Consider the following 16,279-nt stretch of genomic DNA (forward strand, 5'->3'; position numbering starts at 1 on the left):
GCGCTTGAGGCGCCTCTCTTCACCGCGCCCGCATTTTTTGTGATAGATCCATGTCCCGTTCCCCCGTTTTCGAGCTGATCCGCTATGGCGCCATTGTTCTGGCGATGGCGATCACGCTCGTGCCCATTCTGTGGATGGCCTCGATGGCCTTCAAGCCGATCGCCGAATGGTCGGCCGCAGGCGCCAATCTCACCTGGTGGCCGAAAGAGCCGACGCTCGACAATTTCCGCTTCATCTTCGGCACATCTTCGAGCGACCTGATCGTGGCGCTCGACCGCACGGCGGCCAAACCCATCCTGTCCTCGCTGCTGTCGGCGGTGTTCGGCACGCTGATCGCCATGATCGCCGGCACATCCGCCGCTTACGGCCTGTCGCGCTTCGGCTCGGGGCAAAACCTGCCGCTCGCGCTGATCCAGCTCCGGCTGTTTCCGCCGATGGCGGTGATGATCCCGGTGATGATCATGTGGGCCTTTCTCGGCCTGGTCGACACCTGGTGGGGCCTGGCGCTGATCTATGGCATCGTCACGCTGCCCTTCGCCTTCTGGCTGATGAAGACGTTTTTCGACGACATGCCGCGCGAAATCGAAGACGCCGCCCGCGTCGAGGGCTGCTCGCGCTTCCGCGTCTTCACCCGCATCACGCTGCCGATGATGCGCGCGCCGCTCGCAAGCTCCGCTCTGTTCGTCTTCATTCTCAACTGGTCGGATTATCTGATCGGCCTGCTCCTGACCACGCGCGAATGGGTGACGATCCCGGTCTATATGGCGTCGCTGTCGTCGTCGATGACCGGCCAGCTCTATGGCGCGAAAGCCGCCCTCGGCCTGATCGCCGCCGTGCCGCCCGTGATCATGGGCATCGCCATCCAGAAACATCTGGTGCGCGGCCTGACCTTCGGAGCGCTGAAGCAATGACCGACGCGCTCGCTTCCTCGACGGACCTCATCGCCATGCAGACCACCGACACCACCAGCAAGGACGTCGAAAGCGGCCGGCTCGGCTTCCGGCTGACGCTGCCCGCGCAGATCCTCGTCCTGTTCATTTCCGTCTTTCCGCTGCTGATGCAGCTTTATATCAGCCTCACCGACTGGTCGCCGCTCGATGGCGTCGGCTGGTGGATGGCCTGGGAAAGCTGGAACACGTTCGCCAATTACACCGATCTCGCCGTCGACACCCGCTTCTGGGATGCGATGGGCCGCACGCTGCTGGTCATGGCCGTCTGCGTGCCGGCCGAATTCCTGCTCGGCTTCGGGCTGGCGCTGCTGTTCATGGACGACTTCCGCGGCAAGCGGCTGTTCTACTCGATCCTCCTGATGCCGATGATGGTGGTGCCTGCGGTCGCCGGCTACATGTTCTTCATGCTGTTCCAGTCAGGCGGACCGGTGAACGACATCATTTCCAGCCTGATCGGCCAGCCATTTTCGCTCGCCTGGTTGTCGAGCCCGCAATGGGCGCTGATCGCGGTGATGATCGCCGATGTCTGGCAATGGACGCCGCTGATGTTCCTGATCCTGCTCGCGGGCCTCGCCGGCGTGCCGGATGACCAGCTGAAGGCCGCGACGCTGCTCGGCGCCTCCTGGCCACAGAAATTCCGCACCATCATCCTGCCGAAGATGAAGACGATCATCATCATCGCGCTGGCGATCCGGGTGATCGAAAATTTCAAGATCTTCGACACGCTCTACATCATGACCGGCGGCGGCCCGGGCGTCGCGACCGAAACCATCTCCGTCTACATCTACAAGGTCACCCAGAACGATCTGATCTGGGGCTATGTCGCAGCCATCGCGCTCGCCATCCTGATCGTCCTGTCGGTGCTGGCCAATTTCGCCATCTCGCGCATGAACCGGGCGCGCAATGCGGGGAGCGCGGCATGACCTCTATTCACCTCAAGCAATTGACCAAGAGTTTCGGCGCATTCCAGGCGCTAAAGACCATGGACCTGAAAATCGAGGACGGCGAGTTCGTGGCGCTTTTGGGTCCTTCGGGCTGCGGCAAGTCGACGACGATGAACATGATCGCCGGCATGGAAGACCCGACCAGCGGCTCCATCCTGTTTGACGATCGCGACATGACCGGCGTGGCGATGGGCCGGCGCGGCGTGGGCTTCGTGTTCCAGAACTACGCGATCTTCACCCATATGAGCGTTTACGACAATCTGGCTTACGGGTTGCGCATGCGCAAGCTGCCGACGGCGGAGATCGACCGTCGTGTGAAGCAGATGGCGGAGTTCCTGCAACTCGGCCCGCTGCTGTCGCAACTCTCGGCGAAACTGTCAGTCAACATCCTGCAGCGGCTGGCGATCGGCCGTTCGGCGATCGTCGAGCCGGCGATCTTCCTGCTCGACGAACCCCTGTCGAATGTCGACGCCGCCTTCCGCGCTGTGATGCGCACCGAACTGAAGCATCTGCAGCGGCAATTCCGCCAGACCATGGTCTATGTCACCCATGACCAGCTGGAAGCCATGACCATGGCCGACCGGATCGCGGTGATGGATCACGGCGTCTTGCTGCAGAGCGGTTCGCCCGTCGATGTCTACAACAATCCGAGCAGCACGTTCGTCGCCGGCTTTCTGGGATCGCCGGGCATGAACCTCATCCGCGGCGAACTCGTCGACCGCGCCGATGCGCTGCATGTCGATCTCGGCGTTTTCGGCCTGTCGGAGGCGTTGGAGCCTTCATTGGCAAGAGCGGCGAAAACGGCCAGGACCCGCAGCGTCACTTACGGCTTCCGGCCGGAACAGGCTCAGATCGAGCCCTCGTCTTCGGGATTGCCGGTGTTTTTCGTCGAGCGGATCGGCTCGCGCACCATCGTTCATCTGGGAACCGAGGGCGCGGTGATCAAGCTCGTGCTCGGCAATGACGCCGGTTTCGACGTCGGCCAGACGGCGCGGCTCACGGTCAATCCCGGTTCGGTTCGCCTGTTCGACGGCGAGACCGGCCTTGCGATCAGGGAGGCGTGATCATGGCCAGCATCGCATTTCGCAATGTCACCAAGCGGTTCGGCAGCACACTCGCAGTCGACAATGTCTCCTTCGAGATCGCCGACAATGAGTTCTTCTGCTTCTTCGGACCGCCTCTGTCGGGCAAGTCGACCATCCTGAAACTCATTCTCGGACTGGAGACGCCGGATACGGGTGAAATCCTGATCGGCGGCAAGCTCGCCAATGCGCTGTCACCGGCCGAGCGCAATGTCGCCATGGTGTTCCAGAACCTGGCTCTCTTTCCGCATATGTCGGCGGAAGAGAATGTGCGTTTTCCGCTGGTCGAGCGGCGCGTGCCGGAAGACAAGATCAAGGCGCGCGTGGCGGCGGTGGCGGCCAAGCTGCATATCGGCCATCTCCTGCACAAGCCGCCGGCGCAGCTTTCGGGCGGTGAACGCCAGCGCGTCGCCATTGCCCGCGCTCTGGTGCGCGATCCCGCCGCCTATCTGATGGACGACCCGATTTCGGCGCTTGATGCTCGGCTACGCGAGGAAACCCGCGTCGAGCTCAAGCGCATCCAGCGCGAACTCGGCCATACGCTTGTCTATGTCACCCATGACCAGGAAGAGGCGATGTCGATCGCCGACCGCATGGCGATCATGGAACACGGCGCAATCCGCCAGATGGGTGCGCCCTCGGAGATCTATGACCGGCCAGCCAGCGATTATGTCGCGCGTCTGCTGGGCTCGCCGGCGATGAATATCCTGCCGATCGAGGCGGGCGCTGCGGCCTCCGGCGCGATCGATCTCGCGGGGCTCGCGCCGCCCGCAGCGTCAAGCGTCGGCATCCGTCCCGAAGATCTCAGGCCGGAACCCTGGAGCGCGGACCGGACGGGACAGCCCGCCCGCGTGTTCGAGGTCGAGCCGCTCGGCGGCTACACGGTGGTGACGTTTGCGGTCGGGGAGGGCCGCTTGCGGGCGCTGTTGCGCGGACAGCCGCGCATCGAGATCGACAGCGCCGTCGCGCTCAGCTGCGACCCGCGCCGCATTCACTTTTTTGGTCCGGACGGGCGCGCGCTCGCTCCCGCCGGCGCATGATGGGAGGAGAACATGGCTGACGCCAAGGGTTTCAAGCCGGATGTGGAGGTCCGGGTCAAAGACTACAGGATCGGCGCGATCGGCGCCGGCATGATCATGGCCGAATGCCATCTGGCCGCCTACAAGGAAGCGGGTTTCACGGTGGCGGCCATCGCGTCGCGCACCAGATCCCGCGCCGAGAGCGTGGCTAGCCGTTGGGGCATTCCCAGGGTGCACGACACGCCGGACGCGCTGATCAAGGATACCGACGTCGAGATCCTCGACATCGCCTATCCGCCCGACCAGCAGCCGGCGCTGATCCGCGCGGCGCTGAAGGAACCGCATATCAAGGCGATCCTAGCCCAGAAACCCCTGGCGCTGTCGCTCGACGAGGCGCGCAAGCTGCGCGACGAGGCGAAAGCCGCCGGCAAGATCCTCTCGGTCAACCAGAACATGCGTTACGACCAGTCGATGCGGGTGCTTAAGCAGATCCTCGACAAGGGCGAACTCGGCAAAGTGGTGATCGCGACGATCGACATGCGCGCCATTCCGCATTGGCAGACATTCCTCGAAGGTCTGGATCGGCTGACGCTCGCCAATATGAGCGTGCATCATCTCGACGTGCTGCGCTTCCTGTTCGGCGATCCCGAGGAAATCTACACCGCGACGCGATCCGACCCGCGCACGCAATTCGCCCATAAGGACGGCATCACCGTCTCCACCATCAAGTTTCCCGGTAATGTGCTGGCGGTGTCGATGGAGGATGTCTGGGCCGGGCCGCGCGAGGCGGGCTTCGACAGCGATTTCTACATCAAATGGCGGGTCGAGGGCACAGATGGCGTGGCGCAGGGCACGATCGGCTGGCCCGACGGTTCGGCCTCAACACTCACTTACGCCTCGAAAACCACCACAGGCGGCCAATGGGTGACCCCGACCTGGGAGACGATGTGGTTCCCGCACGCCTTCATCGGCGTGATGGAGCAGCTGCAATATGCCGTCAAAACGGGAGAAACGCCGGCGTTGAACGTCGCCGACAATGTGAAAACCATGGCGCTGGTCGAAGCCGGCTATCGATCCATGGACGAAGGCCGAGCCGTCAAGCTCGCCGAAATCGCCATCGACTGACCATCATAAAAGGGAGGATCACCATCATGATGCAAACAGGTATTTTCACCGGCTATTTCCCCTACAGCCTAGAGGAAACCGCCAAGAAGATCCGCGACATCGGCTTCAACACCGTGCAGCTCGACATGCATTTCAAGGATCTGGACCTGTCGGCCGGGCAGATCACCAAGGACAAATGCGTAACGATCCGCGAGACGTTCCGCGATCACAATCTGCCGATCTGCTGCATTTCCGGCTACACCAACATCATTCATCCCGACAAGGCCGAGCGCGAGCGGCGGGTGGGCTATCTCAAGGAGATCATCGCGCATGCGCAATATCTCGGCACGCCCTATGTGATCTCCGAGACCGGAACCTTCAACACCGACTCCGATTGGGTGCATCATCCCAAGAACAAGACGGAGGAGGGCTTCGAAGAGTGCCGCAAGGTCATCGCCGATCTGTCGCAATTCGCTTACGATCACGGCGCGGTCTTTCTGCTCGAAACCTATGTGAACAATGTCGTTGGCTCGGTCGAAGAGACGGTGAAGATGTTTGCGCAGGTCGATCACCCCGGCCTCGGCCTGTTGATGGACCCGACCAACTATTTCGAGACCCACAATATCGATCGCATGGATGAAATCCTCAATCAGGTGTTCGACACGCTGCAGGACAAGATCAAGATCGGCCATGCCAAGGACGTCAAGCGCTCGGGCGACGACAAGTCGGAAAAGCATGCCGATATCGGCGATGAGGACGCGTTGGAAAGCCACACTTTCCGGGGCGTCGGCGAAATCGAACTGCCGGCTCCGGGCCTGGGCTCGCTGAACTACGATCTCTACCTCAAGCTTCTTGCGCGCAAGCATCCGAACATTCCGGTGATCATCGAGCATCTGGAAGAGTCCGACGTGCCGCGCGCCAAGAAATTCCTCGACGGAAAGCTGAGAGCGCAAGGTCTCTGAATAGTGACAAGGCCGGCCGGGGACGATCCGGCCGGTCGCCTCCGACCAGGGCGACAGACAAGAAGGAAATGCAGACATGGTTGAACTTTATGGCGGCCAGCGGTCACGTCGTGACCTCGCGGCGCATGCGGGATCGTTCGGACAATTTGCCGGCGTCAGGCTGATGACGTTGGGTGACGGCATTGAGCGCGGCATCCGCATGCTGGAATTTCGAAGCGGCACGGGCCTGCGCTTCACCGTGCTCATCGACCGCGCCTTCGACATCGCCGATTGCGACTATCGCGGCATGGCGGTGGGCTGGCATTCGCCGGCCGGTTTCCGCCATCCCGGCCTGCATGAGTATGAAGGCGAGGGCGGGCTCGCCTGGCTGCGCTCCTTTTCCGGCCTGATAGTGACCTGCGGGCTCGACCATATCCTGTTCATGCATGACGAGCCGGCGGATCACTATGTCTATGGGCCGCGCAAGACGGTCAGCCACTCCATTCATGGCCGCATCGGCACGATCCCCGGTAAGCTCATCGGTTACGGCGAGCGTTGGGACGGCGACGAGATGGTGCTGTGGTGCGAAGGCTCGGTCATCCAGGGCACGGTGTTCGGCGAACATCTGGAGCTCATCCGCCGCATCGAGATTACTGCGGGGACCAACGACATCCGAATTTCCGACCGCGTCATCAATCGCGGCTTTTACCGAACGCCGCATATGTATTGCTATCACATCAATGTCGGCCATCCCGTGCTGTCCGAGGGATCGCGTTACATCGCGCCGATCAAGGACGTGGTCTGGGCCGCGCATGCGGGCGACGATTATCGCAAGCAGAAGGTCGGCTATCGCACGATGCCGGCGCCGCAGCTCGGTTTCCACGAGCAGGTCTGGCAGCATGAACTGGGCGCCGACGCCGCAGGCGAAGTCCCGGTGGCGCTGGTCAATGATGCGCTGGGCCTCGGCTTCGAAGTGACGACGCGCAAGGACCAGTTTCCCTGCCAGTATGAATGGCAGAATCTGCAGGCTGGCCAATATGCCCTGGGCATCGAGCCTTCTACCAACCATGTGCTCGGCAAGGGCTATGCGAAGGAAAAGGGTGAACTGATCTGGCTCGAACATGGCGACGAGCGCGCCTATCAATCGACCTTCCGCATCCTCACCAGCACTGATGAGATCGCCGGTTCCGAAGGCCGCATCCGCGCCATCGCCGCGCAGCCCGATGAGGACTATCCGCAGCCGTCCGGCAAGCATCTGCCGATCGGAGGCCGCGCATGATCGATATGACCGGAAAGACCATTCTTTATACCGGCGGCGCCGGCGGGCTGGGGCTTGAGACGACGATGCATTTCCTCGACGCCGGCGCACGCGTGGTGGTGATCGATCGCGACGCCGCAAAGATGGCGGCGCTGGAAGAGGCGGCGAAGGCGCATCACGCCGAGCGGCTGCTGGTGCGCGATTTCGATCTCGCCGATCTCGCGGGCCTGAAGCGGGAACTCGATTTCCTGCAGGACAAGCATGGCGGCTTCGACGTGGTGATCAACAATGCCGCGATCTATCCGTCCAAGCCCTTCGAGAATTACACGATCGAGGAGCATCAGATGGTGCAGCGCGTCAATGTCGACGCGGCCATCGTCTGCGTGCAATCGGCGCTGCCGCATATGAAAGCGCGGCAATGGGGGCGGATCATCAATATCGCCTCGATCACCCTGTATGGCGGCTGGGCGCTGCTGTCGCCTTACGTCCAGTCCAAGGGCGCGCTGGTGGGCCTCGCCCGCGCCTGGGCGCGGGAGTTCGGTTCATATGGCGTCACCGTCAACGCGATTTCGCCGGGCGCCTTTCCGACCGACGCGGAAAAGATCCATCCAGATCCGGAAGGCTATACCCGCCATGTGCTGGATCACCAGGCCGTGAAACGGCGCGGTTCGCCCGCCGACATCGCCAATGCGCTGATGTTCCTCGCCTCAGACGGCGCCGGCTTCATCACCGGCCAGACGCTGAATGTCGATGGCGGATGGGTGATGCATTGATGAAGCGCTATCATGCCCTGACCTGGGATCATCCCCGGGGTTACAATGCGCTGGCGGCAGCGGCGGACAAGGCGCGCGCCGAGGGACTGGTCGACATCGTCTGGGACAAGCAGCCGCTCGAAGGCTTCGAATCCCATCCGATCGCCGATCTCTGCGCGCGCTATGACCTCGTCGTGCTCGATCATCCGCATGTCGGCGAAGCGGTGGCGGAGACCTGCCTCAGACCGCTGGAGGAGGTTTTCAGCGCTGGCGTCCTCGCGGACATCGTCGCGGCGACCATCGGTCCGTGCCTTCAGAGTTACCATTACGAGGGGGCGACCTGGGCGCTGCCGCTCGATGCCGCAACGCAGGTGATGGCGCTCAGGCCCGACCTCGTGGAGCGGCCGCCGCGGACCTGGAAAGAGGTGGTGGACCTCTCCTGGTCCGGCGGCAAGGTGGCGCTGTCGCTGGCGGGACCACATGCGGTCCTCAGTTTCCTGTCGATTGCCGCAGCCTATGGCGAAGAGGCCGGCCACAATGGTCACCAACTGGTGACGGAAGAGATAGGCCTGATCGTCTATGATCTCATGAACCTTCTGGCGTCCCGCAGTCCCGCATCCGTGCGCGCGCTCAATCCCATCGGTATTCTCGGCCATATGGCGGCGCACGACGATGTCGCGCTGTGTCCGCTGATCTATGGCTATGTCAATTATTCCGCTCCGAGCGCTGGCCGCGCGCTCGGCTTCCATAACGCGCCGGTGACCAGGGCTGGTGGACGGCCGGGTTCGACGCTGGGCGGCACCGGCATCGCCGTGTCGCGCCGTTGCGACATGACGCCGGAGCTGATCGAACATCTGAGATGGCTGATGGGTGAGGAGGCGCAAACGCGCTTCATACCTGGCCATGAAGGCCAGCCGTCGCGCAGGTCGGCCTGGAGCGACGAGGCGGTGAATGCGCGCTGGGGCCAGTTCTATCGCAACACGGCCGCGACGCTCGAAAGCGCCTATGTCCGACCGCGTTTCAACGGCTATATCCGCTTCCAGACGGAAGCCTCGGCGCTGTTGCGCGACTGTTTCGCCAACAAAACCAATGGAAAAGCCGCCATCGCAGCGCTGAACGCGCTGTTTGCAAAACATGCGCCCGAGAAGGATTACGCGTCATGACCGAAGATATCAGGTTCGAGATCGAGGACGATATCGCGATCATCACCCTCAACCGCCCGCAGAAGCTGAACGCCGTGACGCCGGAGATGGCCGACGCCATCGTCGCGGCGGTCACCGAATGCAATGACAGCGACACGATCCGCTGCGTCATCGTCACCGGCGCCGGCGAGCGCGCTTTCTGCGCGGGCTCGGATATTCGTGAGCTCGATGCGTATGAGACGCCCTGGCAGTTCCGCAACCGGCCGGATTACTGCGATGCGATCCGGGCGCTGCTGAAGCCGTCGATCGCCGCCGTCAACGGCTACGCCTTCGGCGGCGGACTGGAGACGGCGATGTCCTGCGATATCCGCCTGGCTTCGGACAACGCCCAGTTCGCGGCGCCCGAGATCAAGCTCGGCTGGATCGGCGGCGGCGGCATGGCGGTTCATCTCGCCCATGCCGTCGGCCCGTCGAACGCCGCGCTGATGATCATGACCGGCGATCCGATCAGCGCCGAGCGCGCGCTCGGCTGGGGCCTCGTCAGCGAAGTCGTAAGCCAAGCGGAGCTGATGACGCGGGCGAGGGCGCTGGCGAAAACCATCGCCGCGCGGGCGCCGATCGCTGCGGAAACGGCCAAGCTCAATCTCAAGGCCGCCTTTTCGATGCCGGTCGAAAAGGCTATCGAATATGAGCGCGATTTGCAGACCATCTGCTTCGCCACGGCTGACGCGACCGAGGGCCGCGCGGCCTTCAAGGAAAAGCGGCCACCGGTGTTCCGGCGGCGCTGAGAATGCAGGGAGTGAGGATTGTGAATTTGACTGCGAAACAGTTTGCAAGCGGAACATTTGTCGGCCGGATCTGGCTGGAGGCCGCGGATGGCCCGGCGCTGGTGAGCTTGCGCGACGGCATGCTGCATGACGTGACCTCGAAGGCGGCGCCGACCATGCGCGATCTGCTGGAAATGGACGATCCCGTCGCCTGGCTCGCCGCCAATCCGGGAACGCCGGTCATGTCGCTCGAAGACGCTGCTGCCCAAGGCCTGCTTCTTGCGCCTTGCGATCTCCAGGCGGTGAAGGCCTGCGGCGTGACCTTCGCCCGCTCCATGGTCGAGCGCGTGATCGAGGAGAAAGCGGCAGGCAATCCGGCGCTGGCCGAAAAGATCCGCGAACGCGTCACGTCGATCATCGGCGACAGCCTGCGCAACCTGAAGGCCGGCTCGGACGCGGCGATGAAGGTCAAGGCGGCGCTGATCGAGGAAGGCGTCTGGTCGCAATATCTCGAAGTCGGCATCGGCCCTGATGCCGAAGTGTTCAGCAAGGCCCAGCCCATGGCATCCGTCGGCTATGGCGCCGAGGTCGGCCTGCATCCGATTTCCAAATGGAACAATCCCGAGCCGGAAGTGGTGCTCGCGGTCAATTCCAAGGGCGTGGTGCAGGGCGCGACGCTCGGCAACGACGTCAATCTGCGCGATGTCGAAGGACGCTCGGCGCTGCTGCTCGGCAAGGCCAAGGACAACAACGCCTCCTGCTCGATCGGCCCGTTCATCCGTCTGTTCGACGCGACTTACTCCATCGATCATGTCCGCAACGCCGACCTGACGCTTCGGGTGGAAGGCGAAGATGGCTATGTGCTCGACGGCAAGAGCTCGATGAAGGAAATCAGTCGCGATCCGCTCGATCTCGTCAGCCAGACCATCGGCCGGCATCATCAATATCCGGATGGGTTCATGCTGTTCATGGGCACGCTGTTCGCGCCCGTCGAGGATCGCGATCACAAGGGCCAAGGCTTCACCCACAAGCTCGGCGACGTGGTGACCATCGCCAATCCCGAATTGGGCAGCCTGACCAACACCGTGCGGCTGTCGACGGAATGCAAGCCCTGGACATTCGGCGTCCGCGCCCTGATGGCCAATCTCGCCAAGCGCGGACTGCTCTAAACGTCAGCCGTGGACCTTCTCAACCGCCTCGACATTGCGGCGGTGGACCGCCTCATAGGGCTCGAAATAGAGGATGGCGCCGCGGGTGCAATCCTCGGCGACGAAATCGACCAGCGGAGAGGACGCCGCGATGCGGCGGTCGAGCGGATCGATCAGCCTTTCGAGATAGACGCGGTTGGCGTCGATCAGGCCCTTCTTGTAGCCGCCCTCGGCGATGCGTCGGGGATCACCGTGATTGGGCAGAATGCGGCGGATCGGCCACAAGGCCATGCGCGACAGTTCTGCGATATGCGTGTCGATATGTTCGGGTTCCGACACATAGGTCACCGTATCTTCCAGCGTGTCGCCGGCGAGCAGCAGGCCTTCATCCGGCAGCCACAGCACGCAGCCATCGGCGCTGTGAATGTTGAAGTGATGCAATTCGATGCGCCGATCGCCGAGTGTGAGATCGAGCCGTTTATCGAACAGGCGCGTCGGCATCACCAGCGGCGAGATCGGCGGCGAGCCGCCTTCCAACTCCGCGCGATGCTCTTCCATGGCCTGCGCCGTTAATCCGAGCGCGATGATCTCGCAATCTGAAAAGACCTCGTTGCCGGCGACATGGTCGGTGTGCCAGTGGCTCAGCACGAGGCGGATCCTCGTCACGCCCGCCTCTTCAAGATACCGCCGCATGAAGCGGGCGTGATCGAGACTGGTGTGGCTGTCATAGACGATGGCCTCGGCCCCGTCGACCAGCGCATAGGCTGCGATACCCAGGCCATAGGCGCCGTCGTCGAGCCAGTTTTCCTCCTCCGAATGCAGCCGCTTGCCGGCGATGCGGCCGTCATAAAATGCAAAAAGCCCCGGATAGGGCTCGAACACGCGCATGGTCTCGGCAAGATCGGGCATGGGAGCCTCCGCGGAAGGGATCTCCCCGCGTGGACGCGGGGAGAGCTGTTGTGATCAGTGAGCGATCATAACATGGCGGACGGCGGTGTAATCCTCAAGCGCATACATCGACATATCCTTGCCATAGCCGGACTGCTTGACGCCGCCATGCGGCATTTCGTTGGTCAGCATGAAATGGGTGTTCACCCAGGTGCAGCCATATTGCAGCTTGGCCGACGCCTTCATCGCCTTGGAGACATCCTTGGTCCAGACCGAGGAGGCGAGGCCGTAATCGCTGTCATTGGCCCAGCCGATCACATCGGTGTCGTCATTGAAGCGGGTGACGGAGACAACGGGGCCGAACACTTCGCGACGGACGATTTCGTCATCCTGCAGCGCGCCGGCCACCACGGTGGGCTGATAGTAGAAGCCCTTATCCGAGCCGAGCTTGCCGCCGGTGACGACATCCATATGGCCGAGTTCTGCGGCGCGCTCGACAAAGCTCGCGACGCGATCGCGCTGACGCTTGGAGATCAGCGGCCCCATTTCGTTTTCGGCGTCATCGGCCTGGTTGAAGCGGATGCTGGAGACGGCGGCGCCGAAATCTGCGACGAAGCGGTCATAGATCTTCTCATGCGCGTAAATGCGGCAGGCGGCGGTGCAGTCCTGTCCGGCATTGTAGAAGCCGAAGATCTTCAGCGCCTCGACGGCGGCCGGAATATCGGCGTCGTCATAGATGATCACCGGGGCCTTGCCGCCCAGTTCCAAATGCGTGCGCTTGACGGTCTTGGAGGCGGCGACCAGCACCTTCTTGCCGGTGGCGACATCGCCGGTGATCGACACCATCTTGATCTTCGGATGGTTGATCAGGTGATTGCCGGTGGTCTCGCCGCGGCCGAGCACGACATTGACCACGCCTTCCGGAAGGATATCGGCCAAAACCTTGGCGAGCTTCAGGGCCGTCAGCGGCGTCTGCTCAGACGGCTTGAACACCACGGTATTGCCGGCGGCGAGCGCGGGGGCGAGCTTCCAGGCGGTCATCATCAGCGGATAGTTCCACGGCGCGATGGAGCCGACGACGCCGATCGGGTCGCGGCGGATCATCGAGGTGAAGCCCGGCAGATATTCGCCGGCGACAGGGCCATGCTGGCTGCGGACAGCGCCCGCGAAGAAGCGGAAGCAATCGGCGATGGCCGGGATTTCGTCGTTCAGCGCCGCATTGATCGGCTTGCCGCAATTCAGCGATTCGAGCGTGGCAAAGCCGAGCGCGTCGGCCTCGATGGCGTCGGCGATCTTGAGGAGATAGCCGGCGCGCTGGGCGGGCGTCGTTTCCGACCACTGCACGAAAGCGGTCTCGGCGGCGTCGACGGCGGCGTCGATCTGGGCGGTCGAGGCCTCGGGAATGGCGGCGATGGTTTCGCCGGTGCGCGGGTTGAGAATCTGTTCCTCGGTTTCCGTGCCAGCTTCGAACTTTCCGCCGATCAGCAATTCGGTATCCATGATGTTCTCCCTCTTGATTGCCGGGTTATTTGCCGGCGCCGGCGGTTTCGGCGCCGTCGCGGGTCAGGTAATAGGCGCCCAGGATGGGCAGGAATGTCACCAGCACGACGAACATGGCGACGACATTGGTGACCGGCCGCTCGCGCGGACGAATGAGTTCTTCGAGCATCCAGATCGGCAGCGTCTCCTGCTGGCCGGCGGTGAAGGTGGTGACGATCACCTCGTCGAAGGACAAAGCGAAGGCCAGCATTCCGCCCGCCATCAGCGCCGTGCCGATATTCGGCAGGATGACATAGCGGAAGGTCTGGAAGGAATTGGCGCCGAGATCGTAGGACGCCTCGATCAGCGAGCCGGACAGGCGGCGGAAGCGCGCCACCGCATTGTTGTAGACCACCACGACGCAGAAGGTGGCGTGGCCCAGCACGATGGTCCAGAAGGAGAAGGGGATCTCCATGATGCCGAAGGCGGAGCGCAGCGCGATGCCGGTGACGATGCCGGGCAGCGCGATCGGCAGGATGACGAGCAGCGAGATCGCCTCCTTGCCGAAGAAATTCGCCCGCGACACGGCTGCGGCGCAGAGCGTGCCGAGCACCAGCGCGATGGCCGTGGCGATGGCGGCCACCTGCACCGACAGCGTCAGCGCCGCCCAGACATCGGGCCGGTCCCAGGCCTTGCCGAGCCATTGCAGGGTGAAGCCCGGCGGCGGCCATTTGAAGCTCTTCTCTTCGGTCGTGAAGGCGTAGACGAAGATCAACAGGATCGGTAGCTGCAGGAAGAGCAGGCCGGCGCCGGCGGCGATCTTGAGGCCAGTGGGGGCCGCGTTGAGACGATCAGAGCGCATCAAAGGCTCCCTTCTTCTTGGCGACCCAGAGATAGATCCCCATGATCACGATCGGCACGACGGAGAAGGCGGCGGCGAGCGGAATGTTGCCGGCCGTGCCCTGCTGGGTATAGACGGCCTGACCGATGAACAGCCTCGACGAGCCGATAATGCCGGGGATGATGTAGTCGCCGAGCGTGAGCGAAAAGGTGAAGATCGAGCCTGCGACAATGCCGGGCAAAGCGAGCGGCAACAGCACATGCCGGAAGGTTTTCCCCGGCGCTGCGCCGAGATCATAGGAGGCCTCGATCAGATTGCCGGGCACGCGTTCGAGCGCCGCCTGGATCGGCAGGATCATATAGGGCAGCCAGATATAGACAAAGACGAGAAACGTGCCGGTAAAGCTGATCGACAGCGACGTGCCGCCGACGATGGGCAGAGCGAGATAGGCGTCGAGCAGAAAGCTCAGACCGATCTTCTCGAACGCCCAGCTGATGATGCCTTCCTTGGCGAGGATCATCTTCCAGGCGTAGATCTTGACGAGATAGGACGACCAGAGCGGCAGCATCACGCCGAGATAGAACAGCGCCTTCCATTTGCCCTTGGCGTAACGCGCCGCGAAATAGGCAATCGGGAAGGCAATGATGGCCGAGGCCACGGTCACCAGCGCCGCCATGGTGACGGTGCGGAGGATGATGTCGATGTTGGACCGCCGCAACAGTTCGCCATAGGTCGACAGCGTCAGCTCGTATTTCACCTGACCGGTGAAATCGTCGAGCATGAAGAAGCTCTGCAGCAGCAGCGTCAGAAGCGAACCGATATAGATGACGCCGAGCCAGAGCAGCGGCGGGGCGAGCATCAGCGCGAGCAGTAATTTTGGCCGCCGCCACAGCGTCGCCGAAGCCCGGCTGATCACGCCATCCTGGGAGGGAGAAACCGCCGCGCTGGTCATGCCGCGTCATCCAGAAGGTGAAGGGCGGATTTCGGGAAGCTGAGCGTCACCGCTTCGCCTTCGCCCGGCACGTGAGCGCCCGGGGCGAGATTGGCGTGCAGCCTGACATCGCCTGCATCCACCGCGATGCGGGTCACCGAGCCGAGGAAAGCGCGGTTGGCGAGCTGACCGGAAAGGACGGCATTGTCCGCGCCGCCGTCGCCGAGGCCGATCATCTCCGGCCTCAGGCTCGACCAGCGGCGCTGGCCGATCAGTTTCTCGGTGGTCGCCGGCGGAAGGAGGTTGGAAGAGCCGACGAAATCGGCGACGAATTTCACCTTGGGACGCTGGTAGATGTCCTCGGGCGTGCCGGCCTGGACGATGCCGCCATTGTTGAACACGGCGACGCGGTCGGCCATCGACAGCGCTTCGCCCTGATCGTGGGTCACAAAGATGAAGGTGATGCCGAGGCTCTTCTGCAGCGCCTTCAATTCTTCCTGCATGGCTTCACGCAGTTTGAGGTCGAGCGCGCCGAGCGGCTCGTCGAGCAACAGCACTTTCGGCTTGTTGACCAGCGCGCGGGCGAGCGCCACGCGCTGACGCTGGCCGCCTGACAGCTGTCCCGTCTTGCGTCCGCCGTAACCGCCGAGCTTGACGAGCTCCAGCGCCTTCTCGGCTTCGCGCAGCCGCGTCGTCTTGTCGACGCCCTTGACCATCAGCCCATAGGCGACATTGTCGAGGATCGTCATATGCGGGAAGAGCGCGTAGTCCTGGAAGACGGTGTTGACCTGGCGCTTCCACGGCGGCACGCCATTGGCGCTCTCGCCGAAAATGGAGATTTCGCCGCCGGTCGGCTGTTCGAAGCCGGCCACCAGCCGGAGACATGTGGTCTTGCCTGACCCTGAGGGCCCGAGCATGGCGAAGAATTCGCCCTCGGCGATGTCGAGATCGACCCCGTCGACCGCCTTGACGCTGCCGAAATGGCGCGACACGGCGCGGAAGGATACAGCCGCTACCATAATGAAGTCTCCGT

The 16,279-nt window shown here is 63.0% G+C and carries 16 protein-coding genes; 11 read left to right on the forward strand and 5 right to left on the reverse strand.

Going from position 1 to position 16,279, the window contains the following annotated elements:
• Positions 1 to 50: 50 nt before the first annotated feature.
• The 11 genes from E8Q41_RS00710 to E8Q41_RS00760 all read left to right on the forward strand — a co-directional run bounded on the left by E8Q41_RS00710 (position 51) and on the right by E8Q41_RS00760 (position 11,128).
• Complete coding sequence (locus E8Q41_RS00710; RefSeq protein ID WP_137153573.1) at positions 51 to 911, forward strand: carbohydrate ABC transporter permease; 861 nt, start codon at positions 51 to 53, stop codon at positions 909 to 911.
• Positions 912 to 946: 35 nt separating this feature from the next.
• Complete coding sequence (locus E8Q41_RS00715) at positions 947 to 1,873, forward strand: sugar ABC transporter permease (RefSeq protein WP_246660040.1); 927 nt, start codon at positions 947 to 949, stop codon at positions 1,871 to 1,873.
• Positions 1,870 to 2,958, forward strand: coding sequence for an ABC transporter ATP-binding protein (locus E8Q41_RS00720; RefSeq protein ID WP_137153575.1), 1,089 nt, complete (start codon positions 1,870 to 1,872; stop codon positions 2,956 to 2,958). The genes E8Q41_RS00715 and E8Q41_RS00720 overlap by 4 nt, the downstream gene beginning before the upstream one ends.
• Before the next feature lie 2 nt (positions 2,959 to 2,960).
• A complete protein-coding gene (locus tag E8Q41_RS00725) occupies positions 2,961 to 4,016 on the forward strand; it encodes an ABC transporter ATP-binding protein (RefSeq protein ID WP_137153576.1) in 1,056 nt (351 codons plus the stop codon).
• Between the two features lie 12 nt (positions 4,017 to 4,028).
• Positions 4,029 to 5,120 carry a Gfo/Idh/MocA family oxidoreductase gene (locus E8Q41_RS00730; RefSeq protein WP_137153577.1) on the forward strand — a complete coding sequence of 364 codons (1,092 nt, stop codon included), beginning with the start codon at positions 4,029 to 4,031 and terminating at the stop codon, positions 5,118 to 5,120.
• A gap of 26 nt (positions 5,121 to 5,146) precedes the next feature.
• Entirely contained in the window at positions 5,147 to 6,061 is a 915-nt protein-coding gene (locus tag E8Q41_RS00735) for a sugar phosphate isomerase/epimerase (RefSeq protein ID WP_137153578.1), read from the forward strand.
• A 76-nt stretch (positions 6,062 to 6,137) separates the two neighbouring features.
• The gene (locus tag E8Q41_RS00740) at positions 6,138 to 7,319 is read left to right on the forward strand and encodes an aldose 1-epimerase family protein (RefSeq protein WP_137153579.1); all 1,182 of its coding nucleotides are present in this window, start codon (positions 6,138 to 6,140) and stop codon (positions 7,317 to 7,319) included.
• The gene (locus E8Q41_RS00745) at positions 7,316 to 8,071 is read left to right on the forward strand and encodes an SDR family oxidoreductase (protein WP_205910347.1); all 756 of its coding nucleotides are present in this window, start codon (positions 7,316 to 7,318) and stop codon (positions 8,069 to 8,071) included. The genes E8Q41_RS00740 and E8Q41_RS00745 overlap by 4 nt, the downstream gene beginning before the upstream one ends.
• On the forward strand, positions 8,071 to 9,213 hold the full coding sequence (locus tag E8Q41_RS00750; RefSeq protein WP_137153580.1) for an extracellular solute-binding protein: 1,143 nt from the start codon (positions 8,071 to 8,073) through the stop codon (positions 9,211 to 9,213). Before E8Q41_RS00745 ends, E8Q41_RS00750 begins: the two co-directional genes overlap by 1 nt.
• On the forward strand, positions 9,210 to 9,980 hold the full coding sequence (locus tag E8Q41_RS00755) for an enoyl-CoA hydratase/isomerase family protein (protein ID WP_137153581.1): 771 nt from the start codon (positions 9,210 to 9,212) through the stop codon (positions 9,978 to 9,980). The genes E8Q41_RS00750 and E8Q41_RS00755 overlap by 4 nt, the downstream gene beginning before the upstream one ends.
• A 26-nt stretch (positions 9,981 to 10,006) precedes the next feature.
• Positions 10,007 to 11,128 (forward strand): fumarylacetoacetate hydrolase family protein, encoded by a 1,122-nt coding sequence (locus E8Q41_RS00760; RefSeq protein WP_246660030.1) that lies wholly within the window; start codon positions 10,007 to 10,009, stop codon positions 11,126 to 11,128.
• A 3-nt stretch (positions 11,129 to 11,131) separates the two neighbouring features.
• Here the strand turns inward: E8Q41_RS00760 and E8Q41_RS00765 are convergent, their stop codons facing one another.
• From E8Q41_RS00765 to E8Q41_RS00785, 5 genes are read right to left on the reverse strand one after another with little or no spacing between them, the layout of a single operon-like run.
• Positions 11,132 to 12,016 carry an MBL fold metallo-hydrolase gene (locus tag E8Q41_RS00765; protein ID WP_137153583.1) on the reverse strand — a complete coding sequence of 295 codons (885 nt, stop codon included), beginning with the start codon at positions 12,014 to 12,016 and terminating at the stop codon, positions 11,132 to 11,134.
• A gap of 54 nt (positions 12,017 to 12,070) precedes the next feature.
• Positions 12,071 to 13,495, reverse strand: a complete 1,425-nt coding sequence (locus tag E8Q41_RS00770; RefSeq protein ID WP_137153584.1) for a gamma-aminobutyraldehyde dehydrogenase — start codon at positions 13,493 to 13,495, stop codon at positions 12,071 to 12,073.
• 25 nt (positions 13,496 to 13,520) lie between these two features.
• Complete coding sequence (locus tag E8Q41_RS00775; RefSeq protein WP_137153585.1) at positions 13,521 to 14,336, reverse strand: ABC transporter permease; 816 nt, start codon at positions 14,334 to 14,336, stop codon at positions 13,521 to 13,523.
• A complete protein-coding gene (locus E8Q41_RS00780) occupies positions 14,326 to 15,267 on the reverse strand; it encodes an ABC transporter permease (RefSeq protein ID WP_137153586.1) in 942 nt (313 codons plus the stop codon). The genes E8Q41_RS00775 and E8Q41_RS00780 overlap by 11 nt, the downstream gene beginning before the upstream one ends.
• Positions 15,264 to 16,265, reverse strand: a complete 1,002-nt coding sequence (locus tag E8Q41_RS00785; RefSeq protein WP_137153587.1) for an ABC transporter ATP-binding protein — start codon at positions 16,263 to 16,265, stop codon at positions 15,264 to 15,266. Before E8Q41_RS00785 ends, E8Q41_RS00780 begins: the two co-directional genes overlap by 4 nt.
• Positions 16,266 to 16,279 lie beyond the last annotated feature (14 nt).

Origin of the sequence: Rhizobium sp. FKL33 (genome assembly GCF_005222915.1) — a bacterium.
GTDB lineage: Bacteria > Pseudomonadota > Alphaproteobacteria > Rhizobiales > Rhizobiaceae > Rhizobium_E.